This window comes from Microvirga yunnanensis, from assembly GCF_025460875.1.
The window spans coordinates 51,568-73,675 of the sequence record NZ_JAMXFI010000032.1 but is presented as its reverse complement, the minus strand read 5'-3'; the positions used below and the strand labels follow the sequence as shown (position 1 = coordinate 73,675).

Genomic DNA, 22,108 nt, shown 5'->3' with positions numbered 1-22,108 from the left:
TCCTGTCCTGAGGGGGGAGGAAACCTCTCCATTCTCAGGCCGGACACGTCCCGGCGTGACCTCTATGATCGTTCCAGACGCCGACAGAGCCGGCAGAGCCTACCGCGGCAGCGGTTTAGTCCTTTGAAACTCCTGAGACATTGTCTCGAGGGCAGCATTTCTCACGGAACCGGACGTCCCCAGGAAGCCGGGAGTTTCTTTGGGTGACCGAGCCCACGCCAAAACGCTGACGGGCTATTTCTTAGCCCAACTCTGTATTCTGCAACTTGGAGCGGGCTAGGGATCTCCTCGTACAATGGCATCAGGTTGCATTGAGTTTTGACACAGGCTCGATCCTGTTCGGACCTTAAGGTGTTACCGTTGAGCTGTCACTGACAGGAACCACCGGCGGCTTCGCGGTTCCCGGCAATTTCGGGTTGGCCGCAACCTAATCCTCCGCCGAACCGAAAGGCTCTCTTGGCTCATTCAGAAGTACTGACAGTGGTCCGCCTTGATGGCCTTCTCAGTCAGGAATCAGCCCGGGTCAACGATGCCGGTCGCCTCTGCAATCAGGTCTGAATCATGCACCTCGAACGTTTGTGCCGCATAGCGGCAGCCGAAGAGATGCACGTTGCCGGTCCCGGCGAGAAGTCTCAGGAAATCCTCGATCTCAGTCGGCTCGCCGTCCGCCGCCATTCGGGCGCGCAACCATTCCGCGTCATCCCTGTGCCTGCCGTCCACCGTGAGGGCGGCTGCTCCCTTGCTGGTCAGCGCCTTCACCGCCCAGAGCAGAAACAGCATGTCAACCGTCACACCGTTGCAGGCCTGCGTGTAGGCAAAGGTCAGCGGCGTGAGGATCTTGTCGTAGGCGTCGTCGCGCACGATGATGGCGAGGTGCTTCATGGTGAACTCTCCCATGGTTGCGGGTTCTTGTCTCTCCCGCGACACGTCCCGCCGCATGCAGACCGAAGCGGGACGTGGGATAACGGTCACGCGGCCTTCAGACCCGGCGCTGCGCTTCCTCCAGCCCGGGCCAGGAACGCCCGATTGACCGGGCTGTGGGGCTTCAGTGCCAGGCGCTCATGGGCCAGGGCTTCCGCCAGATCGGTGAGCCCACCGCGGATGGCCGCCTCGGTCAACGTCCAGTCGATGATGTCCCGTTGCGCATGGCTGCCGCCGAAGCTGTTGGCGATGTAGCGGACGCCGTAGAGGTGGTCGGCCGCGGCTTGGTAATCCCTACGCCAGAACGCTGCAAAGCCTTCGATCAGAGGCACACCCGTGCGCCGTCCCCACTCGGCCGCGTCCGACCCGTCCGCGTGGTTCTCCCGGTAGGTCCGCACGATGCGCTCGACCTCATCCTCCCGGCCGGTGCCGAGATAGGCCATTACGGCGTGCCAGTCGTTGAACGGATAGGTGCGGCCGTCGGCGTGGTTGTCCCAGGCCGCTGCCAGTTCCCGCGCGCGCTCGCCCACGTCATAGCCGGAGAGATGCAGGCGCCACAGCAGCGCGGAGGCATCGACCATGTCGAGCGCCAGGATGCTGCGGCTCTCGCGGATCGGCCCATCGTAGAGCGCGAACACCTCGTCGACCTGCCCGAGCTCCAGGTGATAGAGCGAGCGGTGCCACCAGTTGTGGACCTTGAAGAAGTTGTCGTCCCCGGACCAGTGCGGCTCACGGGCGATCATCCAGCCGATGCCGTCCTCGGCGCGGCCCTGCATCTCCATCACGTGGGCCACCGCATGGTGGGCCCAGCAGTCGAGCGGTTGCAGGTCGACGGCGCGCCTGCCCAACTCCTCCGCCCGGGCGTAGTCACCGGCCTCCTCCAGCCCGAAGGCCTGCATGCCGAGCAGGATCGAGTAGCCCGGCATCTCCGGCGACCATTTCGGCAGGACGCGGGCCACGCGGTCGCGCAGGCTCCGCGCACTCGCGCGGAAGAAATCCATGAGATGGCCGGACTGGAGTGCCACCAGGTCGTGCGGATAGCGGGCGTTGTGGTAGTCGAGCATGGTGGCGGCGGCGGTCCAGTTCCCCTCGACCAGCAGGTCCAACGCGGCGACGTGGGAGGCCTCCCGGTCGGAGAGGCGCAGCGTCCTGGCCTTGCGGAGAATGGCCTTCGCCTCACCGGTGGCGTCCGGCTCGGTTGCCAGGGCAAACAGGTGAGCCTTCAGAATGCGCGCCATGGCGAAGTCGGGAGCAGCCTTGATGGCCTTGTCCAACAATGCCACCGGATCGCTGCGATAGAGGTTGAACGCCTCGACAGCCTCGTCGAAGAGCGTCACGGCCTCGACGGTTGCGCCTGTGAGCGGATTGCCCTGCTTGTCCATCATCATGTCGGATCTCTCCTCGTTGTGGCCCACCGCAGGATGTCTGTTCCGGCAGAGGGCCCCGGCCAGCGGCGTTGCTTTCGACTTCGTAGCCCGGGTGCTACATTAGGCGCGCCGACAGGCGGGTGATATGAGCGAGGCGCCGGTTCGCTTTGCCGATCCGCCGGATCTGCATGGGGGCGTGATGGATGCCATCCTGGACATGTTCCGCACCATGCGGCTCACGGGCGGCCTCTTTCTCGAGGCCGCTTTCAGCGCGCCATGGTGTGTGACGGCCAAGGTGGGGCCCGAGGACTGCGCCCCGTTCACCCCCGAGCCGCGCCAGATCATCGCCTATCATTACGTGACCGCCGGGCACCTGCTGCTCAAGGTCAACGGGCAGAAACCGATCCCGGTCGAGGGCGGCGAGATCGTCGTCCTGCCGCGCAACGATGACCATGTGATCGGCAGTTCCCTGACGGTCCGCCCGATCTCGGCCGAACGCCTGATCCAGCCGAGCCCGGATGGTGGCCTGGCGCGCATCGTTCACGGAGGGGGCGGAGAGCGGACGCACATCTACTGTGGCTTCCTGGGCAATGACATGCCGCACAGCACGCTCATTGCGATGCTGCCGAGCGTCCTCAAACTCAACGTTGCTGATGGCGCATCCGTAAACTGGATCGAAAGCTCCTTCCGGTTCGCCGCGCAGGAGCTTGCCGCAGGCCATGTCAATTCACCCGCGATCCTCGCCAAACTTGCCGAACTTCTGTTCATGGAGGCGGTGCGCCGGTACTTCGCCTCGCAGCCGCCCGGCCGCAATGCCTGGGCGGCGGGAATAGAGGATCCCATCATCGGGCATGCCCTGGGCCTCCTGCATGGCCAGATGAGCCGACATTGGACCACGGAGGATCTGGCCCGTGAGATCGGCCTGTCCCGCTCGGCTTTTGCAGAGCGCTTCACCCGGATCATTGGCCAACCGCCCATGCGCTATCTTGCCCAGCAGAGGCTGGTGCAGGCCTCCATGCTGCTGAAGGAAACCTCCGACACCGTGGCGCGCATCGCCTACGCGGTGGGCTACGAGTCCGAGGCCGCTTTCAACCGGGCCTTCCGCCGGGAGTATGGCGTCCCGCCCGCAGCTTGGCGTCGCTGATCCCGCCGGATGATTGTCTTAGGGCTGGGCCTGGAACGGTGCTATGATACGCCACGGGCGAGGAGGTGGCGTCATGGCTGCCGGTGCTCCTAATTCTGACGGGCTCCTGGTCCGTTTCCATTAGCCACACAGTATTCCTGGACGGCCTCTTCCCCTTTGAGGGAGGCCAAGATGGGACGTCGAAACGACCTGTGGGCAGTCCGGATCAGGCGCCACGGCCATGCTCGTCGTACGGGATCCGGCACCCTGAAGTGGGCAGCCGCAGCGCTTGCCTTTGGCCTTGTCGTGGCGAGCGTTGCCGTGTCAGACGCGTCTGCCCAGGCGACGCTCCGCAGCGTGAAGCAGAAGGGCTTCCTGACCTGCGGCGCCAACAATGGCCTGGCGGGCTTCGGCCTGCCCGACGCGCAGGGCAACTGGACCGGGCTCGACGTCGATTTCTGCCGCGCCATCGCCGCGGCCATCTTCGACGACCCGACCAAGGTCCGCTTCATTCCGCTCGCCGCCAAGGACCGCTTCACGGCCCTCCAGTCCGGCGAGGTGGACGTGCTGTCCCGCAACTCGACCGCGACCATGTCGCGCGACACGCAGCTCGGCCTCGACTTCCCGGCCGTCACCTACTTCGATGGTCAAGGCTTCATGGTCCGCAAGGCGCTCGGCGTGTCCTCGGCTAAGGAGATGAACGGCGCCTCGATCTGCACCCAGCAGGGCACCACCACCGAGCTCAACCTCGCCGACTACTTCCGTGCCAACAACATGAAGTACGAAGTGGTGGCGTTCGCGACCTCGGACGAGACGTTCAAGGCCTATGACGCCGGCCGCTGCGACGCCTACACGACGGATGCCTCCGGCCTTTACGCCGAGCGCCTGCGCGCCTCGGCCCCGGACGACCATATCGTCCTGCCCGAGATCATCTCGAAGGAGCCGCTCGGCCCGGCCGTCCGCCACGGCGACAACCAGTGGGCCGACATCGTCCGCTGGACCCACAACGCCATGCTGGATGCCGAGGAGCTTGGTGTGACCAAGGCCAATGTGGACCAGATGAAGACCTCCGAGAACCCGGAGATCAAGCGTCTTCTCGGCACGGAAGGCAAGTTCGGTGAGGCCGTCGGCCTGACCAACGACTGGGCCGTGCGCATCATCAGGCACGTGGGCAACTACGGTGAGAGCTTTGACCGGAACGTCGGCGAGGGCTCGCGCCTGAAGATCATGCGCGGTCAGAACGCCCTATGGAGCAAGGGAGGCCTCCAGTATGGCATCCCGGTCCGTTGAGGATACTCAAGAGCGGCCGATTACGGTTTACACCCCGTCCCCGGAGGCATCAGGCGCCGTGGCACGCGGCTCGGACATTCCCCCGCCTGGAGCGGCGGCAAGCAGGGGAGAGAGCCCAATGAATACCGAAAGTCGCGTCAGGTTCCTGCGGGTTGCGCTCATCGTCGTTGGTCTCGTCTGCCTCGTGGGGTTCTACCCGCTCACGATTTTCTGGCCGACAGGGTGGGCATGGCATCACACCGGACAATCCCCTTACCTGCAAATGATCGTCGGGATCTATGCGACGCTGGGAGTCTTTCTCCTCGCTGCGTCGCGAGACCCGCTCGCAAACCGGAGCCTGATCTGGTTCACCGTCTGGTCGAGCGTCGTGCACGGTGGAATCATGACCGCGCAAGCGATCGCGTACCCCGAACACCGTGGACACCTCTTGGGCGATGCCCCCGCGCTCCTGATCGTCACCGCCGTCCTGGCGGTCCTCATGCCGCGGCGCAGCACGGTGACCGGTTGAAGTTGCGGATAGCGCGGAACGGCAGGAGCGCTGCATTGCATGACGTCCCGCCATCGGGATCCGAGACTTCAATCCTGGTCTGCGGAGTGCCCTTCGGAGGCTGATACGCGGGCGAGTTCCTTGCGGACCACCTGGGCTGTCTTGGGGCCGATCCCGGGGAGTCGTTCGAGCCGATCTGCAACCGCCCGAAGTTGGTTAAGGGTCGTGATGCCGTCGTCCTCCAAGCTTTTCCAGACGATGAGAGGGAGACGGAGACCTCTGATCGGCCCTTCCCAACGCTCTTCAAAGTGATTGGGCATCTCATCGCTCCCAAGCTTGACCGTCTCGTCTTGGCACGGAGTGCAGATCCTGGGCCTCGGGCGAGCACTGACCAGCATAGGCTAATCTATGTTAAGTTTGAGACGGTATGCGGGGACACGCTCGGCCGTGCCGTCGTCTCCTGTCGTCTCTTGACCCGCTTCCTTGACGGCACCCGATCTTAGGTCGGGTCCTTGGAGGTATCGAGTTCCGGATGGATGCGGACCAGCCTCTCCCGCTCGATGGCCAGATTGTTCCAGGTCCGGGCCATCTCCAGAAGCTGATTGCGCTGCTCCCCCTCGGGCACCTGCTTCGCAAGGCCCCGGCACTCCTCGGCGTGCTTCCTGTATTCCGATGCGGTTTTCATGGCCTGCCTTGTGGATCGCGGCGGCCCAACGGCAATAGCCTCCTGTCCTGATCAAGAAACTCCCCCACTGCATAATGGGTTCGGAAATTCGCAGCCTCGCTTGGACTTATGAGCCGCACGGGCGCATAGTGCACCATCACCAGCCGATCCGATCCCGTAGGCGCCGGTGACCGAGAGATAAGTGCGCTCCCGCCTGCACAGCCGAGGAGCGCCGCCATGAACGACCTTCAGCATCAACAAGAATACCTGATCCTGGCAGATCGACACCTAGCCGAAGGCGAGGAACGGGTGGCCGGCCTGACGGCCTACATCGACCGGTTGGCGAGGCAGGGCGCCGATACGACCTCGGCCGAGAACCTACTGACGGTCGTCGAGCAGACCCTTGTCCAATGGGAGGGGGATCGCTCGATCACCCTGGATGCCATCGCGAGGCGGGAGCAGCCCAGCCGCTGATCCGGGGCTGGAAGCAACCATCGCCGACAGCTCTGTCAGGATCCGGCGCGACCGCTCGGTCGCCTCCAGGGAGCGGCGGATCTGCTCGTGGTCCGACGCCCGCCGCACGCGTTGAGCCGCCAGATAGTCACGCAATGATTGCAGATTGGGCGAAATGGGGTCGGTCCAAGTCATGGCAGCCACCCATCAAGGGCGATCCGGGTTCCTTCTCTCAAAACGCAACGCGCGTTCCCTGTTCCAGTCCCGTCGGAAACCCGCGCCGTCGTACTCCGGCTCTTCAAGCCTCTTTGGCACCATCGATGGCTCGGACCATGGCTCCCACGGCGGCCTCCCGTTCCAGGCCGCTCTCGCGCATCAGGGTCCGCCACGTGAAGAAATTGAGGGCCACTCGCAAGACCGCATTCTGGGTGTTGCTGAACCCGGCGCCGAGTACCTCTCCATAGGCCGCCATGAACGGACCGTACCGCAGCGCGACAATCTCCTTCGTCAATGGGTGGTATTCGGCATCACGCAGCACGCAGGCGGCCAGATCAGCATTGCGTTCGTACCAGCCATAGATGGCGCGAAGGCCGATCCGGAGACGCTCGCGCGGATCCTCGATCGTGCGCCAGGCCGCGGCGTCGGGGAGGGGATCGCGCTCCAGTGAGAGCCCTGAGCAGGCGAGGTAGAGGCTCCGTTCATCGGGAAAATGGGCGTAGAGCGTGTGCCGCTGGACGCCGGCCCGCTCAGCGATCATGCTGAGCGAGGTGAGCGCCGGACCGATGCTGCCGTGCAGGTCCACAGCCGCCTCGACGATCCTCTGCCGGGTCTCCGCCTGTTGTTCCGCACGTTTCCTGAGGGTGTATGTCCGGGTCATGTGTGTTTCGGCACACGGCGCTGGGTCGCCATATTGACGATCAGCCATTTCACTGCACATCATCGTACGTTCAAATGTGACTGCTGTCCACCGTCGCCCAGTTCGGCCGGTGGCGACCACCAAGATGATCGTGTGGAGAAAGTCATGGGACCCACCATCAGCGAAATCGCCAACGGCATCTATCGGATCTCCGTGTTCGTGCCGGACATCGCCCCGCCTGCCGGCTTCACCTTCAACCATTTCCTGGTCCTTGGTAACGAACCGCTCCTGTTCCACACAGGCCTACGGAAGATGTTCCCGCTCGTGTCCGAAGCGGTGTCGCGGATCATGCCGGTCAGCGATCTTCGCTGGATCACGTTCGGCCATTACGAGGCCGACGAATGCGGCGCCATGAATGAGTGGCTGGCCATGGCCCCGGACGCTCAGGTCGCCCATGGCTACACCGGTTGCATGGTGTCGCTGAACGACATGTCGGATCGGCCGCCGCGGGTGCTGGCGAACGACGAGATCATCGAGTTGGGCGGAGGCAAGAGGATCCGTTACCTCGACACCCCACACACGCCGCACGGGTGGGATGCCGGCGTGATTTACGAGGAGTCAACCCAAACCCTGCTGTGCGGCGACCTCTTCACCCAGCTCGGCAATGGCCCGGCGCTGACCGAGGGCGACATTGTCGGCCCGGCGATCGCCGCCGAGGATCTGTTCCAGTACTCCAGCCTGAGCCCCGACATGGGAACGACGATCCGTGCTCTTGCAAGGCTATCGCCACGCACGCTGGCACTGATGCATGGCCCATCCTTCTCGGGCGACGGCCGAGCTGCCCTGTCTGCACTGGCCGACGAATACGACCGCCGCACGTCAAATCGCAGGCAGGCCATCGCTCAAGCCACGGCCGTCTAGGGCAAAGCTGGCGGCAGTACACGACCGTGCCGCACGGCCTCGCCCTGAAACTCTTTGGTTAAGCATGTGGGGCATGGAGATTCTCCTGCTTCATGAGGGGCTCTTCATTTTTCGAAGCAAGTCCAAGCTCGGGATGCCAGTGCTAGCGATCGGGGGCGAGAAATCGTTTGGCCCGACGATGGCGACCGTGATGCACTTTGCCGCCAGTGACGTGACCGAAGGGGTCATTCCCGACTCAGGCCATTGGATCATGGAAGAGAACCCAACGGCGACGAGTGCGATGGTCCGCTCCTCCCTGTCATCCAACTGAACGACAACCTGTTGCTGTCATCCGATCGCGCCAACGGGTGACCACGGGACGGAAGGTTGAATTCTGATCGGAGCCTTCCGACCCAGCCTTGTTGACCTGTAAAAGGCCAAATGAACCTTGTCTCAAGCCACCATCCTGAGACCGGCGGCCAGCCGCTCATCCGGTCACGTCTGTCTCCGGCCGGTCCTTCCCCAGAGAGATCTCGTCGTGCCAGTCCCCGGCTTCGTCCTGGTACTCGATGTCTTCAGTCGCACCCGGCAGCCTCTGTCCAGCGGCCGCCCGCTCCGCAGCCTCGCGGGCCTCGTCATGGGCGGCATAGCGCTCCGAGAACACGTCTCCGACCTTGTAGGCCCATCCGCCCTCGTGTTCGACAATCCTGTAGTGAACATCGGCCATAACCATTCTCCATTGAGCCCCGTTGAAGCGGCGAGGAGAGGCGGTTGCACGCTCAGGTCCTGCGGCCCTCTGGACTCCAGACAAACACCTCTTCACCATGCTCATCGACCACCCGCAGGGCGTCCGGCTTTTGCGGCAGGTCCAAGGTCCCGAAGAGCGACCGGGCTCTTACCTTCGCATCCTCCAACTCGGTGGTGTCATGTTCAACCCGGCCGAGAGTGGCATGGGCCTGGTCCGTGTCCCGGACCCGAAAGAACTCGATGATAAACATTGCAGATGCACCACCTTGGCGGAGGAGTCGATAAGCCGTCCATGCCGCCTTTTCCTCGGAGACGATCTGATATCCACGTTGACCTTCCCAGCGGCGCGGCGACGTGGGATGCTACCAGAGTAGCCGGAGTGTTCCTGGAACCGGGAACTCATGGGCTGCGCAACTCCGCATCCGGGAGAGCCGCCCCATCAGCATCGTTTCGCGCGAGGAGCGCCTGCAAGACCGCCAGAGTGGCTTCGTCCGCGGCTGCGGCCGCAAGCTCAAAGACCGCAATGGCATACTCCTCCGCATCATGGGCGCGGACTTCCATCAGATGAGGCTTGTGGCGTTCCGTCCAAAGATCCTTGCCTGCATCGGAGCCCGCCTTTTTCTCTGCGAGCCACGTCTTGACCCTGACATTGGCCGCTTCAACGATCACACGGTTGTCGTAGATGCGCTGCTCGACCCGATCGAGTTGGCTTTTAAGGATCTCCTGAGATTGGTTGAAGGTCGCTGTGCCGTTCGATTTCAGCGCCTCAAGGCGGCGGTCCATGCCGTGAAGTTTGATCCGTAGCTCGTCGCATAAACGGCCCATCCGCTCACTCATGCGCGTCTCCTGTAAGATCATGCCGTGATGGTCATGGCAGGAGTGAGTTGGGACCAGCTTTCGACTGCCACTCCTGGCTGAACTGACTGACCATCCCCGTGCTGAAGACCTTGGCCCCTGGCCCGGCGGCCTGGGCTTCCGTCACGGCGGCGTTGATGGCCAAAAGGCGGGATTCATAGTCCCCATGATGTTTGCCATTGACCCGGATGCGCCAGGCACCGTGATGTCGGACGACGTAAAACTCGGTTGCCATCAACTTCTCTCCATCGATTGTCAGTCCGGACCGGAAGGCGCCGACATCTCATCCGGATCCGACAGGGGGCAGAACGACAGGGGGCAGAACGGCTTGCCTGCCCTTCAGCCTTCCCAAAGCTGCTTATCCAGGGCCCAGAACTCGACATCTCTGGCGGCCTGCTCGTGGGAGAGGCCGTAGCTCTCTTCAACCTTTTCGGTGAGCTCCGACGTGGTTCGGATCCCCATCACCTCGACCATCGTGAACCGATCCCATCTCGCCTGCATCATCGGCAGCGCGTGAAGCGTCAGTCCCGGACCGTCGCGGGCTTGATAATGCTGAAGATCAAACATGAAGCGGCTGTTCAAACACATGGGGAACCTCCGCAATCGCTCTCGGATATCAGCCTTGGCCAATTGCAAAGGTCGCATAATCAAAGATCTATCTCAATTCTATATGGGGGAGATGGGCTCGTTTGCATCGGATCCCACAAATAAATTACAAATAAATCCGATTTAAGTATCTAAATTTTACACGCGGTATTATCCTGTATGTCATCAGGTTCTATAAGAACTAAGACTACTAACTTATTAGGAGCGCTAGATTTCTAGGTGAGGAACAGAAAGATGTTCGGTCAAGCCGACACCTCGGTTCCGATTGTCGTGCGCGACTGGTCCTGGTGAAAGATCAACAGGATCGCCGGCTTCACCCAAGTACAGGAAAGGATCCTGTCATGAGAACGCATCGCTACGCTGCCGGTCAGCACGTCAGCTACGCCGAGGATGCTTCGCCCGCCGGGGTCTGGCTCGGTGGTTATGAGATTGTTGCCTTGCTGCCCGCCGGCAACCGGGAGCCCCAGTACCAGATCCGAAGCGACGATCAGACCTATGACCAGGTTGTCTGGGAGTCCCAGTTGCGAGAGGAGTTCGGCAGGCGGACCATGCGCTTGAACGAGCTTGCCATGCAAGCGACGACGATCCTGGCATCACCACTCCGGCGTGCCCGCTATCCAAAAAGGCCAAGCCGGCATGAGGATCTCACAAGGTGGGATGATGAGGGTGGTGCACCCCGATCAGGCCACCGCTTCAGTGAGCCACTTCCAGCGCGGCTCAAGGCAGAAACAACTCTCTACTATTTCAACATCCGGGCAGAGAGTCGCCTCATCGAAGACCCCGAAGGAAACAGGTACCCTGACCTTCAGGCGGCGCGGGATGTTGCTAGGGTCATGGCCCATGACATGATTGCGGAAGGCGATCAGAAGGGCGAAGACCGGCGACGCTGGCACATCGAAATTACCGGCAGAGCCAATCAACCGGTTCTGACGGTCGCGTTCGCGCACGTCCTCGGCCCTACAGCCGCCGGCTAGAGCGTCGTACGGAAAAGCGTGTCCACTTTCCCGTACACTGCGCTAAGATGTTATTTCCCAAGTTCGGGTTTTGGCGATGAGGCGACGCGACTTCATCAACTTGATCGGCGTAGTGGCAGTTGTGGGTCCGCGCGCCGCTCGCGCCCAGCACAAGGGGAAGCTGCCCCTTGTCGGTGTGTTGAGTCCTGGAGCGACCGATACGCCAGGGGCCCTTGGATTTTACCACGGCATGCGGGAGCTCGGATACGTCGAGGGTTCCAACATAACAATCGAACGTCGCTACGGGGATTGGAAACCGGATCAATTCGAAAAACTCGCGGCTGATCTGGTTCGGCTGAAGGTGGATGTCATTCTCGTGGTGAGTACATCACCAGCTCGCGCGGTGAAACAAGCAACCAGCATGATTCCGATCGTCGTGGGCGGCATGGCCGATCCTGTCGGCGATGAATTGATCGCCAGCCTGTCTCGGCCAGCAGGAAACATCACGGGAACTACATTTCTTGGCCCGGAACTGCTTGCCAAGCGCTTCGAACTGGTCAAGGGCATCATCTCTGGTATCTCCCGCGTTGCTGCGCTTTGGCACCCCGCCGCCTACGGGAAACGCACAATGGACGGCTTGGTGAAGGAGACCGAGACTGCAGCCCAGGCACAAAAGTTGCAGCTTCAGCTGGTACCTGCATTGGGCCCGAGCGATCTGGATGGTGCCTTTGACGCGATGACTCGAGAACGCGCCGATGCTGTCATTCTATTGCCGAGCCCGATGTTGTTCGTCGAGCACAAGCGCATCGTGGAGTTGGCCGCACAGAACCGCCTCCCGGCCATGTACGCTGCAAGGGAGTTCGTGGACGATGGAGGTCTGATGTCCTACGGGGCGAGCCAGCCAGAACTGTTCCGACGCGCAGCGATGCTTGTGGACAAGATCCTCAAGGGTGCCAATCCAGCCGATCTTCCGGTCGAGCAACCGTCGAGGCTGGAGTTTGTCGTCAACTTGAGAACGGCGAAAGAACTGGGGCTGACAATTCCTCCCGAATTCCTATTGCTGGCTAACGAGGTCATTGAGTAGCAGCCCGACGTCCCTTGGTGGCCCATGATGCCATCTCGGATGCACTCCAGGGCTCGAGCAAAGCAGCGTCGTCGTGCAGGGGCCAGAAGCCGCACCGCCTTCGCACTCAGGGAGAGGCTCGACGCGAGCAACTACGAAAGAATCGGCCGAAAAGGCGGATCAATGACCTCTTACCCTCCTCCCTGGGCAGAGGCGGGAACCGAGCGGGTCTGACAAACCGTCCGATGCCCTAATTGTCCTCGTCTCCTCGTCACAGCGTCCACCCAGAGCTTCCGCAATGCCTCCGTCTGTTCCGAGCTGAGTGGAAAGACGAGCCTGGAGCCACTCTCCAACTGGATCACGAACTCGGGGTCGCCGCTACCGAGTACCGTGTGGCCAGGAAGTGCCCGAGTTTCTTTCCTTATCGGGTGTCGCTACACGGTTTAGCCCTTATCTATGAATGCGCGTCGCATAGGGTCGAAGTCTTCGAACCGCATGAGTCGGGTAGCACCAGCGGTCCTGAGCCGATCAATGGTCCGAACAACGTTCGGCGAGCTTCAGGGACGCCGACATCGCCTAGCGCCGCCACACGTTGCCGATATGGAGTTGGAGGCCACGGCTCATGTAAGCGAACTCGGCTTCAGTCAACCATGGCCGCAGACACTGCAAGCCCGTGCGAGGCGGAGGCGAGGGCTCCAAGGACATCGGGCGGATAAACTCGGCCCCACAAACTACACAACGGCACGGCATAGGCTGGCCATCATCCGAGGTGAGATCCATGTGCCAGTCCGTGAACAGTTCGGCTTTAGCGCCGGAATACCGGTTGATATCGTCGGCGACGTCGCAGATCACATGGCCGTTTTCGCAGGTGACAGTCTCGCCCTTGTACGCGATCATGGGTTTGGCTTTCGCTGAAACAACGAGATTATCACAAATCTGTAAGACAAGCGCGAAGAATCGAAACACGAACGAGAGTCGCAGTCGAAAAAGTTTCAGTGAATTGCCCTGAAGGCGAAATGCTTCTTTGAGGATCAGAGCCTGGCCGCTTGTAGCCAGATCTCAAAGGTGAAAGCTATATTACTGTCCATGGTGGGCCTCGCCTCGCTGCGAGTGTTCTCAACCTCATCGCGGGCATATTCCATCTCATGGAGGAGCGTCCCGATCTCGCGGCGCGACCCCTCAATAGGCTTCATGACCTTGCATCAAGACGAGCGGCTCGGGGGTTACGGCGTAAGTCGGATTTTCCTCACAGAGGAGGAAGGGTTGCCGCGCGAACAGTGGTTCCGGCTCAGAGCCCCTGGCGCGGATGCCCGAAGGAGTCGGCGAAGAATTGGTCGCGTTTGCGATGGGACTGCCTCCGACCGTAGAATCAAGGACCACAGCTTTCACTTCCCTGTCAGCCAAAAGGAACTCATCTGGGTAGTTTCCGGCACGGTCGAGCAGGAGAAGCGCATCCTGGGTCCGGGCGACAGCGTCTTCATGCCTCCAAAGGTTGTGCACGCCACCTTCAATGTCGAAGCCGAGGACGCGAGGGGCGTCGCCATTCTCCGACCCTGTGTCGGCGACATGGGGGTGGAGCAGGTCGACCTGTCGGGTGAGGCGCCCTGGAACGGGTTGAGGACCCGCACAACCAAGAACTTCCGCATTCCGTAAATGGCCTACCGCGAAATTACACCTACGAACCGTCAGGGCTTCAGCGCAGGAGATGGTGGGCTCGAAATATCTCCCAATGGGACGAGGCGGACCTTATCCGGATTTCCGCAATGGCGGCGCGGGCGGACGACGGGCATAGACCTCCTGTGTCGACCGGCTTCGGTTGCCAACTCGCCTATTCGTGCAACACAGCCGCCCACGATATCCGACGAACGAGCGGACCGGGCATTTGGACCTTACCTAGACACGGCGAACCTCATCGAGATGCGCTGGCGCGCCAGCAACAATACGACCCGCATCTGAGATCGGCCGAAACATGCGGCGGTACTGACCCGCGGTCAGCCCGGTGCTGCGCTTGAAGAGCTTTCGGAAGAACGCCGGGTTCTCATATCCGACAATCGGGGCAATTTCATCGGATGACCTGTCGCTGGTTTCGAGAAGTCGCTTTGCCTCCTCGATCCGAAGGTTCTGCACATAGCTGATGACCGTCGATCCGGTCGCACTCGTGAAGCGGCGCTTGAGACTGCGCTCAGGAACTCCGCACGCCGCCACGGCGGCGGTAACCGCATGCGGCTCGCGGAAATGCCGGCGCAGCCAATCCTCAGCTTCTCGAACAACCGAGTCGGCGTGCGGCTGACGCCTGACAAGGCTCGCATACGGCAATTGACCCTCGCCGTGCCACTGCAGCAGATACACCTTGGCAGTGTGCAAAGCTTCGCCTGGGCTGCAGTGACGCGAAATGATGTGGATCGCCAGGTCATGCCAAGAGGTTGCCCCGCCCGCGGTGACAATCTGCCCGCGCTGATCCGCAAACACGATACTGGGCTCAGGAATGAAATGCACATCCGGAAAACTGCGCCGGAAGAGGTCCGCATAACCCCAGTGACACGTCGCCGACTTGCCATTGAGCAGGCCGGCTGCCGCCAGGAGGATGGCACCTGAGCACGCTGAGTAGATCGTACAGCCGGCGTGATACTGTTCGCGGAGCCATTCTTTCACCCTCGTGTAGCGCTGCTTCAGGTCGTCATCCGGCGCCAGCCAAAGCTCCGGGACAACGATCACATCCGCGCTGAATCGCTCGTCCATGGTCAACTCCGGGTTCACCGGAATGCCATTCCCACATTGAAAGGGAGCACGTGAGAGCGAGATAATTCTCGGCCGGATCAGCCGGCGGCCTGGCTCATCCCCGACGAACTCTCGCCAGAGCGTACCCGTCGAGGCGAAGACATCGACCAGACCGTAAATCGCAGATCCGGCCGATTCCGGCAGCGCGACAATCAGAGTCTCGACCGTTTTCACCTCGGCTTCGGCCATTCCCGGTTCCAATCGTGGCACAAAAGGACCGCTTTTGACGAAACTCGACCTGATGCCCGCGAATGTCCAGTCCTAAGATCTCCTCATCCGCGATCCCTTGCAATCGAACACCGGATCCGCCGACCAACCTTAGGAGACAGGATATGTCAGTTTATCTCATCGCAGACATCAAGGTGACCGATGATCAATGGGTGCCCGCTTACGCCGCTTCAGTGCATGAACTCGTGCACGAGCACGGTGGCAAGTACTTGGCGCGCAGCGCCAACGTGAAAACGCTTGAGGGCAAGCCACTGGACACCACCTTCATTGCGCTTCTCGAGTTTCCATCGGCGGACGCGGTTAAGGCCTTCGCCACTGATTCCAGATACGCCCCCTTCGCCGCGGCTCGCCAGCATGGCAGTGAAAGCCGCTTCCAGCTCATTGATGATACGGACGTGGCCGGAACGATCTCATACTTGCCAAAAGCACAGTGACGCCGATGTGAGGCCTGCTCGGCACAATCATCACCGTTGTCCAATTCAGCATGGAACAGCAAAGTCATGATCAACCCCATGAAACGCTACGTGATCGAACGTGACATTCCTGGCGTCGGAGCAATGAGCGGCGAGCAACTCAAGCGGGTTGCTGTGATCTCATGCGAGGCCGCGACGCAGCTTTACGGGAAAATCCACTGGGAGCACTCGTACATCACCGCTGACAAGACCTTCTGTATCTATCTCGCCGACAACGAGGTCTCGGTTCTTGAGCACGCAAGACTAAGCGGCGTTCCCGCAAACAAGATCACAGAAGTGCATACTGTCATCGATCCCTTGACCGCTTTCTCGCCATGAAGCGGCGCCGCCGTGCCGAGCAGCCGGCGGCGATCCCTTCCCTTGGATGGAGCATGTCAAAGTCTCGAGGCTTAGCCTTCACTTCAATTGGTTGAATACTGATGGGGACTGTCAAGATGGGGAGCATAAGCATCTGTGGGGCGCCGACTGGTAAATCAGTTTTAGAAATCGCTCATTCTCAACGCACTTGCCTGCCCGTCGAGGGCGACTAACCTCAAGGCCCCCAAGTTGCCCTACAAAACCTCATGCTCTCCAAGCCATAGCGGGCTAAACCTCAGCCTGCGGCATTCCCAGTCCTTGGCGGCTCGCCTTCACGTCGATTCCGATAGTGGTGAGTTTTACGCCCAGCGAACACGCTGCGTCGATCCGTTGCCCAGATTAGCGTGCTCTCACCAGTGGTAGCGAACCGTCAGTGTGCAGACGGCGAGAACGGCGGCCATGAGGAGGAATGCAATCAGTGCCTGGGAGAGCATCACATCACCCCCAGGATCACAGCCCCGCAGAACAGAATGGCCAAGGCTCCGAGGAGGAGAGCTTCGTTTTCGAAAGAAAAGTGGGACATTAGCCTATGAGACATCGCCTACTCCCAGATTTATCCAAGTATACGGGTGCGGCAGACGCAAACATGTGATTATTGGAAGATCGAATTATTTACATGGGGATTTCTATTTGCGTTCCATCTCGCCATTTTCTCGGAATCATGCGCCCCATGCAGAAAGCTGTCCGTCCTGAAACAGTTGCTCTCCGGGTGCCGCTACACGGTCGAGTTCTTGCCTGATGACGCGCACCGTTATGGGCCCGAAGCCTTCGAACCGCTCAAGATGGTTGGCAACGGTTCTGAGCTGATCAATAGTCTGGATGTTCTCTCGATGGAACACGTCTCAGGCAACCCGTGGCAAATAAAGGCCCGCAATGGGTCCGTCGCAGGCTTCATAATGACGGGGCATCTGCCGCTCCTGAGCCTTACAGGCGGGAGCGCTCTCATCTCTCAGCCGCCAGCGCCTGTGGATCACTCGTGCCGGCAATGCCTCATTGTACGCCCTTCCCAAACCCAGTACCAGCACGGTCCATGAAGGCTTCTCGGAAATTTACACCCTTCTATGGTCTATTCTTCGGGCTCGGGAACGGGCTGTGCGAGACCGCCGGTTGCGCCAGTGCCGGTAGAGCATCTAGTGTGCCCTCTGTCCAAGCGTGTCTAGATGAACAACCCTCCCCCAGCGGGTTGGAACATTCCGAGTGCGACCTGTACATCCTCCCAACTGGCATACAAGAACGTGATGTAGTCTGGGGGCTTGCCTGATGTGTCACTAACCTGATTTATCACCAGCCCCATTGGAGTTCTGTCGTAGTCCAGATAAACCGTTGTCTTGTCGATCTTGCCGTCGCTGTTGAAGTCGAACTCTTGGTATGTTGTCCCTTCAGCGACAGCGTCTCCACCTACAAGGAGGAGACCGACTCCCTCACCGAAGACGATACGGTCGCCCTCGGAAGGATTCAGGTCCGTCACCGTATCCTTCCCGCCATCTCGCACGAAATGGAATGTGTCCGGCCCCTTACCTCCGATCAGCCAGTCGTTTCCCGCTTCTCCACGAAGGTGATCCGCTCCCCTTCTACCAAACAGATAATCGTTGTTAGGCCCACCGAACAGCGCATCATCCCCGCCATACCCGAAGAGCCAGTCAGAGCCTTCAAGGCCACGGAGCTCATTGGCGTGTCTGCTCCCGAACAGGTAATCATTACCGCTGGTGCCGTCTACATTAGGATCAGCTTCCGTCGCGTATCTGATGGCCATTCTCTCCTCCCATCAGCGCCAGGCTCAGTCGCCTAAGGTAAGCTTAGTCCCGCAATAGGGCAGCACTCTGACGGGCGTGGCTCATGTGTCAGGGCGGCGGCAGTACCGAGAGCAGCATATTTGCCATATAGGCGAGAAAGAGCAGAAGCGGCCCCAGAAGCAAGGCTGTCAGGAGACAGCCGAGCATAAGATTGGCAAATCTCATGACAAGGCTCCCACACGTCAGCTTCCACGCTCACGACAAACCTTGGCCCTCAAGAGGCGCAATCTTGGCTAACCACAAGAGGCCCTGTAAGTGGGACCTCAGTTTCTATTGGGAATAACCGATGCTCTCAGTTGGGGTTAGTCTCGGGTTATCCCTCAGGTCGGTCAATTCAAGTATCCTTGCAAATCATGTAAGGAACACCTGCCTACGTGCAGCGGGACAAGCGCCTTTTGAGTTTAGTCGCCCAAACCTGCAAGCCCCTTGCTCAACCCTTGTCCAATCCTGTTCCCCCCTCCGGCACCCGTCACTTAGGGCCGCTCGGTCACAGATCAGAGGTCTATCAAGCCCGAGCGAGACTGTCAGGCACAGCCGTCCACATGGGGTAATCGCGGGAGCGAGTCGCCCTGAACCAGTCACGCTCGTGGAAGGCGGTGGCTGTTCCCCGATAAGATGGAAAACGGGCTCACGACGGGAAGCCGGGCCCAGGCATCGAATGGAGAACAGCCATGGACGATTATATCGGGCTCGACGTGTCGATGAAAGAGACGGCGGTGTCGATCCGTCGGGACGGCAAACGCGTCTGGCGCGGCAAATGCCCGTCCGATCCCAAGCTGATTGCTGACCTGATCCGCAAACGCGCTCCGTCTGTGAAGCGGGTGGTGTTCGAGACCGGCCCCTTGTCCGTGTGGTTCTATCACGCGCTTTGCGCCGAGGGGCTGCCGGCGATCTGCATCGATGCGCGTCATGCCAAGGCCGCCCTCGACATGGCACCGAACAAAACCGACGCCAATGATGCCGACGGTCTGGCCCATCTGGCCGAGGTCGGCTTCTTCCGTGAGGTGCGGGTGAAAGGCTTCGACAGCATGCTGACCCGCACGCTGGTAGCGGCCCGCACCCGGCTGGTCCGGATCTGCACCGAGCTGTCCAACCAGATCCGCGGCCTGATGAAGACCTTCGGCTTGGTCGTTCCCGCCGGCAAGGGCAGCACGTTCGAGACGAATGTGCGCGGTCTTCTGGTCGACCATGACGGGCTTTCTGCCATCGTGCTGCCGATGCTGGAGGCGTGGCGCAGCCTGCGCATCCGGGCTGCGGAACTCGGCCGTCAGCTCGTGGCCGGCGCGCGTCAGAACCAAGCCTGTCGCATTCTCATGTCGATCCCCGGTGTCGGGGCGATCACCGCGACATCGTTTGCGACCGCTGTCGAGGATCCGGATAACTTCAAGAAGTCCCGTTCCGTCGGTGCCTGGCTCGGTCTGACCACCCGGCGTTACCAGTCGGGCGAGGTCGACTATGACGGCCATATCTCCCGCCGGGGCGACCGCCAGGTGCGGGGGCTGCTGTTTGAGGCGGCAACGGTCATCTTGACCCGCAGCTCGGCCGAGAGTGGCCTGCGGACCTGGGGCCTCAAGCTCCGGGAGCGGGTCGGCTTCAAGCGGGCAGCTGTGGCCGTGGCGAGGAAGCTCGCTGTCATCATGCACGCAATGCTCAAGACCGGCACCTTCTTCGACCGGACTGTTGGCGCAGTCGCATGACGGATTGAGGATCGCGTTCAGGCTCTGAGCGCGCTGAGACGTCCCTGCCGGGACGTGGGCCGAGCCATTCCGCCTGTTGGGATGCACCGCTGATCCAGCCGAGTGCGGCGTCCACATAGGAAGGCTCCTCCCGCGAAGCTCTATCATGCGGCGACGGCTGTCGACCGCGAAGACGACCCTGTACCCGGCATACGTCGACCCGGCGCGCCTCTGTTCCGCTGTGATCGCTCCTCGTGAAGGCTCCCTTGACCCTAATCCTGGCGTCGAGCCGGGGAAGATTGAAAAAATGACTTGCAAAATGGCTCGCGATTAGACGACCCCCTCATAACGACCAACGAGAACAGTGACTTCTGTGGTATGTTCATGAAATGGAATATCTAGGAGGGAGTCATGACCTCCAAGGCCGTGAAGATCACGCTTACTGCTCTGACTGGCATAAGCCTAAGCTTGCTCCCGACCGTTACCGAAGCACAGGTGAGAACCGGAACATGGCGTAGCGGGACATCAGGTCCTTATAACCCCGGCTCTCCTAACGCAGGTTATGGTGTTCTATATGGGTTTCCTGGATACAGCTACTATCCTAGCGTGGAATATTATCCCGATTCTTACTATCGGGCGAGTCGCCCCACATCGGGTGCAGCCGCTGTGATGACCTCTCCGGCTCAGCCTTCTCGCTGTCCCATTGCACTTCGCCGCGTCGTAAGCCCATCAGGAGCGACCTATACCCAGCAGGTCCAAGTGTGCACGAAGCCGAGGGTGAGATAGCCACATCCTGCCTGTTGATTGGACCCACGCCTACAGAGGCAAGCTGGGGTCCTGATTGGAGCATGACCGGGATGACAACAACGGTCGGGTGTGTGGGCGAGGTCCGCATTGGCCTATGTGTAGGCTCTTCCTGATCAAAGATGGTCGGTCGCCAGCGGATTGCAGCAGGAGGGTGACAGGCATACCATAGCTCACGAGCGTTCAGCCGCGCCCGGGCTGGTGGAATAGGTCCAGGTCGGGTGTTTGCCGGCTCCGCCCAGGGGCAAGCATATCGTCGGCGTCATCCCGCCGGGCGACGGCGCGGGTCCAGGACGGGCTGCTCTGAGTGACATCTCAGACCGGGCGGGCCGCCTCGAGGCCCGATGACCTTCGTCACGGATGGTCTCGGACCTCACCTTCGAGCCGAATGGACGATGTACATACCGGCCTCACCCCTGAGGAGGCGAGAGCTATCCGATGCAGGACCTCGACTTTCAGGATTGCTCAAATGCTGCAGGGGAACTCGCTGGGGAGGCGAGGATTGCCCGAAGCTCGGCCTCACAGCTTTCCGGGGAGGGGAAGCAGTGACCATCCTCCTGAACACCGGATGCCCAATGGCGGGTCTGGGCTGCGTCGAGCAAACCCTGCTGATCCCCCTTGCGGCCCGGGCACTCGCCCGCCGCCTTTTCCCCGACCGGGGCTTTGCTGATCCCGCGGCCGAGGCGATCGCCGCTCGCCTCGCTTACGATCTCACTCGCTTCGAAGGCGATCGGGAGATGCTGCGCGGCCTGGTCGAGCGTAGCCTGGTCTTGGACCGGCTCCTGCGTGCCTTCCTCAACCATCATCCCGACGCTCACGTGCTCAGCCTCGGGTCCGGCCTGTCGACCCAGTTCGAGCGGGTTGATAACGGCCGGCTGCACTGGGTGGATGTCGATCTCCCCGAGGTTGCGGAGTTGCGACGCTCCCTCTTCCCGCCCCACTCGCGTAGGCAGCTAGTGAGCGCCTCGGTCACCGCGGCAGGCTGGACCTCCATCGTGGGAGATCTGCATGGCCCGACTTTTGTGGTCGCCGAAGGTCTCTTGATGTATCTCGAGCCTGCGCAGGTTTTTCGATTGGCGCGAGACCTCGCCGAGGTGCAATGGGGTGGCCCAGCCGAGTTGGCCTACGACTACTACTGTGCCCAGATGGTCGGGCACGCGTGGCTGAGCGCGTCCCTGCGTCAGCTCGGTGCTGAGTTCAAATGGGGGCTAACATGTCCGGAGGACCTGTCGCTCGAGGAGCCGCGCTGGGATGTGATTGGCACCTACCCGGTGATGGAGCGGCTGGGTTGGCCGTACGATAATTTCTGGTCGTGGTATCGCTTGTTCACAGGCGTCCGTCCCTATGGCATTGCCCATTTGCGGCTCGTCGAGGGCGCTTCAGGGGCATGCGACGCGGGGGCTTGAAAAAAAGTGTGAAAGTCAGGATTTGACCTGTCAGACAGTGTCAGACCCAATCGTGTTTTACACGAGGTAGCTGAGTTCAGAACCGGCCATTCTGGCATTGTGGCTCTCAGCTTGGGCGAGGCGCGCGGTCAAGCCCGCAGCCGCTCTGTGGTGCGCCGCAAGCGCAGGGCTTGAGGGCTCGCCGGAAACCCAAGCCATCATTCAGGCTGCCAGAGTGCAACTCACTCTGACACTGTCCGTCAAATCAAGTCCAGGATTCTACACTTTGAAGGAATGTTTCGTGATAACCCGGCAGCAGCCGACGAAAA

General features: G+C 61.0%; 26 protein-coding genes. 12 read left to right on the top strand and 14 right to left on the bottom strand.

The annotated features are described in order from the left end of the window. Nucleotides 1–513 precede the first annotated feature (513 nt). Nucleotides 514–882: a hypothetical protein gene (locus tag NF876_RS17395; protein WP_262270040.1), complete on the bottom strand. Its 369-nt coding sequence runs from the start codon at nucleotides 880–882 to the stop codon at nucleotides 514–516. Nucleotides 883–968: 86 nt separating this feature from the next. Next, nucleotides 969–2,309, bottom strand: a complete 1,341-nt coding sequence (locus NF876_RS17390) for a tetratricopeptide repeat protein (RefSeq protein WP_262270039.1) — start codon at nucleotides 2,307–2,309, stop codon at nucleotides 969–971. A gap of 124 nt (nucleotides 2,310–2,433) precedes the next feature. Here NF876_RS17390 and NF876_RS17385 point away from each other — a divergent pair, with 124 nt between their 5' ends. From NF876_RS17385 to NF876_RS17375, 3 genes are all read left to right on the top strand, one after another. Continuing rightward, nucleotides 2,434–3,432, top strand: coding sequence for an AraC family transcriptional regulator (locus NF876_RS17385; protein ID WP_262270038.1), 999 nt, complete (start codon nucleotides 2,434–2,436; stop codon nucleotides 3,430–3,432). 246 nt (nucleotides 3,433–3,678) lie between these two features. Next, on the top strand, nucleotides 3,679–4,701 hold the full coding sequence (locus NF876_RS17380) for an amino acid ABC transporter substrate-binding protein (protein WP_373696681.1): 1,023 nt from the start codon (nucleotides 3,679–3,681) through the stop codon (nucleotides 4,699–4,701). Nucleotides 4,702–4,819: 118 nt separating this feature from the next. Continuing rightward, the gene (locus tag NF876_RS17375) at nucleotides 4,820–5,209 is read left to right on the top strand and encodes a DUF6632 domain-containing protein (protein ID WP_262270036.1); all 390 of its coding nucleotides are present in this window, start codon (nucleotides 4,820–4,822) and stop codon (nucleotides 5,207–5,209) included. Between the two features lie 478 nt (nucleotides 5,210–5,687). Here NF876_RS17375 and NF876_RS17370 read toward each other — a convergent pair whose 3' ends face one another. Next, on the bottom strand, nucleotides 5,688–5,873 hold the full coding sequence (locus NF876_RS17370) for a hypothetical protein (RefSeq protein WP_262270035.1): 186 nt from the start codon (nucleotides 5,871–5,873) through the stop codon (nucleotides 5,688–5,690). Between the two features lie 216 nt (nucleotides 5,874–6,089). On the opposite strand from NF876_RS17370, the gene NF876_RS17365 reads away from it, so the two are divergent. Then, the gene (locus NF876_RS17365; RefSeq protein ID WP_262270034.1) at nucleotides 6,090–6,326 is read left to right on the top strand and encodes a hypothetical protein; all 237 of its coding nucleotides are present in this window, start codon (nucleotides 6,090–6,092) and stop codon (nucleotides 6,324–6,326) included. 277 nt (nucleotides 6,327–6,603) lie between these two features. On the opposite strand, the gene NF876_RS17360 is transcribed toward NF876_RS17365, so the two are convergent. Beyond that, a complete protein-coding gene (locus NF876_RS17360) occupies nucleotides 6,604–7,182 on the bottom strand; it encodes a TetR/AcrR family transcriptional regulator (protein WP_262270033.1) in 579 nt (192 codons plus the stop codon). A 144-nt stretch (nucleotides 7,183–7,326) separates the two neighbouring features. Between NF876_RS17360 and NF876_RS17355 the strand changes: the two genes are divergently transcribed. Continuing rightward, on the top strand, nucleotides 7,327–8,082 hold the full coding sequence (locus tag NF876_RS17355; protein WP_262270032.1) for an oxygen-binding di-iron domain-containing protein: 756 nt from the start codon (nucleotides 7,327–7,329) through the stop codon (nucleotides 8,080–8,082). 466 nt (nucleotides 8,083–8,548) lie between these two features. Here the strand turns inward: NF876_RS17355 and NF876_RS17345 are convergent, their stop codons facing one another. The 6 genes from NF876_RS17345 to NF876_RS17320 form a co-directional block, all read right to left on the bottom strand. After that, the gene (locus NF876_RS17345; protein ID WP_262270031.1) at nucleotides 8,549–8,788 is read right to left on the bottom strand and encodes a hypothetical protein; all 240 of its coding nucleotides are present in this window, start codon (nucleotides 8,786–8,788) and stop codon (nucleotides 8,549–8,551) included. A 52-nt stretch (nucleotides 8,789–8,840) separates the two neighbouring features. Continuing rightward, entirely contained in the window at nucleotides 8,841–9,059 is a 219-nt protein-coding gene (locus NF876_RS17340; protein WP_262270030.1) for a hypothetical protein, read from the bottom strand. Between the two features lie 148 nt (nucleotides 9,060–9,207). Continuing rightward, the gene (locus NF876_RS17335) at nucleotides 9,208–9,645 is read right to left on the bottom strand and encodes a hypothetical protein (RefSeq protein WP_262270029.1); all 438 of its coding nucleotides are present in this window, start codon (nucleotides 9,643–9,645) and stop codon (nucleotides 9,208–9,210) included. 31 nt (nucleotides 9,646–9,676) lie between these two features. Continuing rightward, on the bottom strand, nucleotides 9,677–9,898 hold the full coding sequence (locus NF876_RS17330) for a hypothetical protein (protein WP_262270028.1): 222 nt from the start codon (nucleotides 9,896–9,898) through the stop codon (nucleotides 9,677–9,679). A 104-nt stretch (nucleotides 9,899–10,002) separates the two neighbouring features. Continuing rightward, complete coding sequence (locus tag NF876_RS17325) at nucleotides 10,003–10,245, bottom strand: hypothetical protein (protein WP_262270027.1); 243 nt, start codon at nucleotides 10,243–10,245, stop codon at nucleotides 10,003–10,005. A gap of 266 nt (nucleotides 10,246–10,511) precedes the next feature. After that, complete coding sequence (locus NF876_RS17320) at nucleotides 10,512–10,844, bottom strand: hypothetical protein (protein ID WP_262270026.1); 333 nt, start codon at nucleotides 10,842–10,844, stop codon at nucleotides 10,512–10,514. On the opposite strand from NF876_RS17320, the gene NF876_RS43470 reads away from it, so the two are divergent. Together NF876_RS43470 and NF876_RS17310 are read left to right on the top strand one after the other, a co-directional pair. Continuing rightward, nucleotides 10,818–11,243: a DUF6894 family protein gene (locus NF876_RS43470; protein ID WP_373696680.1), complete on the top strand. Its 426-nt coding sequence runs from the start codon at nucleotides 10,818–10,820 to the stop codon at nucleotides 11,241–11,243. The genes NF876_RS17320 and NF876_RS43470 overlap by 27 nt on opposite strands. A 76-nt stretch (nucleotides 11,244–11,319) precedes the next feature. Next, on the top strand, nucleotides 11,320–12,306 hold the full coding sequence (locus NF876_RS17310) for an ABC transporter substrate-binding protein (protein WP_262270024.1): 987 nt from the start codon (nucleotides 11,320–11,322) through the stop codon (nucleotides 12,304–12,306). 555 nt (nucleotides 12,307–12,861) lie between these two features. On the opposite strand, the gene NF876_RS17305 is transcribed toward NF876_RS17310, so the two are convergent. After that, the gene (locus NF876_RS17305; protein ID WP_262270023.1) at nucleotides 12,862–13,182 is read right to left on the bottom strand and encodes a hypothetical protein; all 321 of its coding nucleotides are present in this window, start codon (nucleotides 13,180–13,182) and stop codon (nucleotides 12,862–12,864) included. Nucleotides 13,183–13,316: 134 nt separating this feature from the next. After that, nucleotides 13,317–13,478 carry a hypothetical protein gene (locus NF876_RS17300; RefSeq protein WP_262270022.1) on the bottom strand — a complete coding sequence of 54 codons (162 nt, stop codon included), beginning with the start codon at nucleotides 13,476–13,478 and terminating at the stop codon, nucleotides 13,317–13,319. Between NF876_RS17300 and NF876_RS17295 the strand changes: the two genes are divergently transcribed. Continuing rightward, a complete protein-coding gene (locus NF876_RS17295; RefSeq protein ID WP_262270021.1) occupies nucleotides 13,477–13,938 on the top strand; it encodes a cupin domain-containing protein in 462 nt (153 codons plus the stop codon). The genes NF876_RS17300 and NF876_RS17295 overlap by 2 nt on opposite strands. A gap of 240 nt (nucleotides 13,939–14,178) precedes the next feature. Here NF876_RS17295 and NF876_RS17290 read toward each other — a convergent pair whose 3' ends face one another. Beyond that, nucleotides 14,179–15,252 carry a GlxA family transcriptional regulator gene (locus NF876_RS17290; protein ID WP_262270020.1) on the bottom strand — a complete coding sequence of 358 codons (1,074 nt, stop codon included), beginning with the start codon at nucleotides 15,250–15,252 and terminating at the stop codon, nucleotides 14,179–14,181. Nucleotides 15,253–15,395: 143 nt separating this feature from the next. Between NF876_RS17290 and NF876_RS17285 the strand changes: the two genes are divergently transcribed. Together NF876_RS17285 and NF876_RS17280 are read left to right on the top strand one after the other, a co-directional pair. After that, nucleotides 15,396–15,725 (top strand): DUF1330 domain-containing protein, encoded by a 330-nt coding sequence (locus NF876_RS17285; RefSeq protein ID WP_262270019.1) that lies wholly within the window; start codon nucleotides 15,396–15,398, stop codon nucleotides 15,723–15,725. Nucleotides 15,726–15,803: 78 nt separating this feature from the next. Beyond that, on the top strand, nucleotides 15,804–16,082 hold the full coding sequence (locus NF876_RS17280) for a DUF4242 domain-containing protein (protein ID WP_262270018.1): 279 nt from the start codon (nucleotides 15,804–15,806) through the stop codon (nucleotides 16,080–16,082). A gap of 1,195 nt (nucleotides 16,083–17,277) precedes the next feature. Here the strand turns inward: NF876_RS17280 and NF876_RS17275 are convergent. Beyond that, nucleotides 17,278–17,874, bottom strand: a complete 597-nt coding sequence (locus NF876_RS17275) for a calcium-binding protein (RefSeq protein WP_262270017.1) — start codon at nucleotides 17,872–17,874, stop codon at nucleotides 17,278–17,280. 711 nt (nucleotides 17,875–18,585) lie between these two features. Here NF876_RS17275 and NF876_RS17270 point away from each other — a divergent pair. After that, nucleotides 18,586–19,611 carry an IS110 family RNA-guided transposase gene (locus NF876_RS17270; protein WP_262270016.1) on the top strand — a complete coding sequence of 342 codons (1,026 nt, stop codon included), beginning with the start codon at nucleotides 18,586–18,588 and terminating at the stop codon, nucleotides 19,609–19,611. Between the two features lie 1,328 nt (nucleotides 19,612–20,939). Beyond that, nucleotides 20,940–21,800: a class I SAM-dependent methyltransferase gene (locus NF876_RS17265; RefSeq protein WP_262270015.1), complete on the top strand. Its 861-nt coding sequence runs from the start codon at nucleotides 20,940–20,942 to the stop codon at nucleotides 21,798–21,800. Nucleotides 21,801–22,108: the final 308 nt, after the last annotated feature.

What these genes read in the sequence shown, in the direction of transcription:
- NF876_RS17355 (WP_262270032.1), top strand. Translation starts at nt 7,327, where the DNA reads ATGGGACCCACCATCAGCGAAATCGCCAACGGCATCTATCGGATCTCC.
- NF876_RS17370 (WP_262270035.1), bottom strand. Translation starts at nt 5,873, where the DNA reads ATGAAAACCGCATCGGAATACAGGAAGCACGCCGAGGAGTGCCGGGGC.
- NF876_RS17280 (WP_262270018.1), top strand. Translation starts at nt 15,804, where the DNA reads ATGAAACGCTACGTGATCGAACGTGACATTCCTGGCGTCGGAGCAATG.
- NF876_RS43470 (WP_373696680.1), top strand. Translation starts at nt 10,818, where the DNA reads ATGCGCTTGAACGAGCTTGCCATGCAAGCGACGACGATCCTGGCATCA.
- NF876_RS17275 (WP_262270017.1), bottom strand. Translation starts at nt 17,874, where the DNA reads ATGGCCATCAGATACGCGACGGAAGCTGATCCTAATGTAGACGGCACC.
- NF876_RS17300 (WP_262270022.1), bottom strand. Translation starts at nt 13,478, where the DNA reads ATGAAGCCTATTGAGGGGTCGCGCCGCGAGATCGGGACGCTCCTCCAT.
- NF876_RS17330 (WP_262270028.1), bottom strand. Translation starts at nt 9,898, where the DNA reads ATGGCAACCGAGTTTTACGTCGTCCGACATCACGGTGCCTGGCGCATC.
- NF876_RS17365 (WP_262270034.1), top strand. Translation starts at nt 6,090, where the DNA reads ATGAACGACCTTCAGCATCAACAAGAATACCTGATCCTGGCAGATCGA.
- NF876_RS17310 (WP_262270024.1), top strand. Translation starts at nt 11,320, where the DNA reads ATGAGGCGACGCGACTTCATCAACTTGATCGGCGTAGTGGCAGTTGTG.
- NF876_RS17375 (WP_262270036.1), top strand. Translation starts at nt 4,820, where the DNA reads ATGAATACCGAAAGTCGCGTCAGGTTCCTGCGGGTTGCGCTCATCGTC.
- NF876_RS17270 (WP_262270016.1), top strand. Translation starts at nt 18,586, where the DNA reads ATGGACGATTATATCGGGCTCGACGTGTCGATGAAAGAGACGGCGGTG.
- NF876_RS17305 (WP_262270023.1), bottom strand. Translation starts at nt 13,182, where the DNA reads ATGATCGCGTACAAGGGCGAGACTGTCACCTGCGAAAACGGCCATGTG.
- NF876_RS17385 (WP_262270038.1), top strand. Translation starts at nt 2,434, where the DNA reads ATGAGCGAGGCGCCGGTTCGCTTTGCCGATCCGCCGGATCTGCATGGG.
- NF876_RS17345 (WP_262270031.1), bottom strand. Translation starts at nt 8,788, where the DNA reads ATGGCCGATGTTCACTACAGGATTGTCGAACACGAGGGCGGATGGGCC.
- NF876_RS17390 (WP_262270039.1), bottom strand. Translation starts at nt 2,309, where the DNA reads ATGATGATGGACAAGCAGGGCAATCCGCTCACAGGCGCAACCGTCGAG.
- NF876_RS17285 (WP_262270019.1), top strand. Translation starts at nt 15,396, where the DNA reads ATGTCAGTTTATCTCATCGCAGACATCAAGGTGACCGATGATCAATGG.
- NF876_RS17290 (WP_262270020.1), bottom strand. Translation starts at nt 15,252, where the DNA reads ATGGCCGAAGCCGAGGTGAAAACGGTCGAGACTCTGATTGTCGCGCTG.
- NF876_RS17340 (WP_262270030.1), bottom strand. Translation starts at nt 9,059, where the DNA reads ATGTTTATCATCGAGTTCTTTCGGGTCCGGGACACGGACCAGGCCCAT.
- NF876_RS17395 (WP_262270040.1), bottom strand. Translation starts at nt 882, where the DNA reads ATGAAGCACCTCGCCATCATCGTGCGCGACGACGCCTACGACAAGATC.
- NF876_RS17335 (WP_262270029.1), bottom strand. Translation starts at nt 9,645, where the DNA reads ATGAGTGAGCGGATGGGCCGTTTATGCGACGAGCTACGGATCAAACTT.
- NF876_RS17295 (WP_262270021.1), top strand. Translation starts at nt 13,477, where the DNA reads ATGACCTTGCATCAAGACGAGCGGCTCGGGGGTTACGGCGTAAGTCGG.
- NF876_RS17360 (WP_262270033.1), bottom strand. Translation starts at nt 7,182, where the DNA reads ATGACCCGGACATACACCCTCAGGAAACGTGCGGAACAACAGGCGGAG.